Source organism: Actinomadura sp., assembly GCF_044508335.1.
Taxonomy (GTDB): Bacteria; Actinomycetota; Actinomycetes; order Streptosporangiales; family Streptosporangiaceae; genus Spirillospora.
In genome coordinates this window covers 32,763-34,401 of the sequence record NZ_JBIQHY010000070.1, presented here as the reverse complement: position 1 = coordinate 34,401, position 1,639 = coordinate 32,763, and the positions used below count along the sequence as shown (strand labels likewise).

Sequence of the window (1,639 nt, the reverse complement as noted above, 5' to 3'; positions counted from 1 at the left end):
CGCGGGGCCTGACGCACCGTCCGACGGGGGAGAGGGGACCGGGCGATGATGCTGCTGAGACCGCCGGGGGTGTACCGGCCGCAGTCCGACACCTCGCTGCTGACGGGCGCGCTGACCCGGACCCTGACCCGCGGGGGCGTGCGCCCCGGCGCGCGGGTCCTGGAGCTCGGCACCGGGACCGGCGCGGTCGCGCTGGCCGCCGCCCGCGCCGGCTGCGACGTCGTCGCGGTGGACGTGTCGGCGCCCGCGGTCCTGGCCGCGCGGATGAACGCGCGGGTGCGGGGCCTGCCGGTCCGGGTGCTGCGCGGCGACCTGTTCGCGCCGGTCGCCGGCGAGGTGTTCGACGTGATCGTCGCCAACCCCCCGTACGTGGCCGGGGACGCCGACCCGGCGGCGGTGCGCGGCCGGGCCCGCGCGTGGGAGGCCGGGCCGGACGGCCGCGCGCTGCTGGACCGGATCTGCGCGCGCGCCCCGCGGCACCTGGCGCCGTCGGGGACGCTGCTGCTGGTGCACTCGGCGCTGAACGGGGTGGCGGCGACGCTGGTGTCGCTGCGCGCCGCCGGGATGCGCGCGTCGGTGGTGGCGCGGCACCGCGAGCCGTTCGGGCCGGTGATGCGGCGCCGCGCGGCGCGGCTGGCGGCGCGGGGCCTGCTGGGCCCCGGGCAGCGGCACGAGGACCTCGTCGTGGTCCGCGCCGACCGGCTCGGGGCGGCCGCCGCCTGCGGCGGGGCGTGCGGGGAGGCTTGCGGGGAGGAGGGCTGTGAGCACCGGAACCAGGCCGCCTGACCGCGTGCCCGAGGCCGGCGCCGGACCGGAGGGCGCTCCCGCGGAGGGGAGCGCGAAGGATCGCGTGCCGGGGCGCGGGCCGGCGGGGGAGCGGCGGCGGGTGCGGATGGTGCCGGGCGGCCCGGTCCTGGTGGAGGGCCCCGTCGAAGTCGTCCTGGAGGACGGCTCCACGGTCGTGTCGGAGCGGTGGCTGGTCGCGCTGTGCGCGTGCCGCCGGAGCCGCTCCTACCCGTTCTGCGACACCAGCCACCGCCGCCGCACCCGCGGGTGACCGGCCGCCGGCCGGTCCGGGCGGCGCAGGCGGTGGGAGTGCGCCAAGGCGGGCGCGGCGGTGACCGGAGCCGCCCCGGGAGGCGAGGGCCGGCACCCCGATCACGCACACGGAAGCGGGCATGCGGGGTCCTCTTCCATGGAGCGCCCGAAATATTGCCCACTGCGTCCGCCCATGCACTCAGAGTGCTGAACCCCGGCCGCGGAGCCGCGGGGCCCGAGCCGGCCGTCGCGCCGGCGCTGTGCCGCGGCGACGCCAGGTCCAGGCCGGGCATCCCGGGGGCGCGCTGCCCCCGCTCGTGAGGCGGCGAGGAGCCGGGCCGGTTCCCGTCAGCCGCCGAGGCTCTCCAGGGCGACGTCCAGGCGCTGCGCCAGGGCCTCGATCTGCTCCTCGTTGGCGCCGGTGTCCAGTTCGGCGATGACGGCGTCCCGCGTGGTGATCACCATCGCGTCCTCGGGGCCGCCGCCGCGGCTGGGGTCGGTGGGGACGACGGTGGCGCGGCCCCCGACGACCACCAGCGCGGCGTCGCGGTCGGTGGAGGCCAGCAGGGTGTGCAGGTGGTCGGAAGTGATCGTGGGCATC

3 protein-coding genes are annotated in these 1,639 nt (G+C 79.3%); 2 read left to right on the top strand and 1 reads right to left on the bottom strand.

Annotated elements, in window-relative coordinates; genetic code table 11:
• Positions 1–45: 45 nt before the first annotated feature.
• The gene (locus ACIWVC_RS22280; RefSeq protein ID WP_396450956.1) at positions 46–786 is read left to right on the top strand and encodes a HemK2/MTQ2 family protein methyltransferase; all 741 of its coding nucleotides are present in this window, start codon (positions 46–48) and stop codon (positions 784–786) included.
• A 106-nt stretch (positions 787–892) separates the two neighbouring features.
• Positions 893–1,057 (top strand): CDGSH iron-sulfur domain-containing protein, encoded by a 165-nt coding sequence (locus ACIWVC_RS22275; protein ID WP_089326853.1) that lies wholly within the window; start codon positions 893–895, stop codon positions 1,055–1,057.
• Between the two features lie 329 nt (positions 1,058–1,386).
• Here ACIWVC_RS22275 and ACIWVC_RS22270 read toward each other — a convergent pair.
• The coding region (locus ACIWVC_RS22270) for a hypothetical protein (RefSeq protein ID WP_396450952.1) at positions 1,387–1,639 on the bottom strand (253 nt) is incomplete at its 5' end.

What these genes read in the sequence shown, in the direction of transcription:
- ACIWVC_RS22275 (WP_089326853.1), top strand. Translation starts at nt 893, where the DNA reads ATGGTGCCGGGCGGCCCGGTCCTGGTGGAGGGCCCCGTCGAAGTCGTC.
- ACIWVC_RS22280 (WP_396450956.1), top strand. Translation starts at nt 46, where the DNA reads ATGATGCTGCTGAGACCGCCGGGGGTGTACCGGCCGCAGTCCGACACC.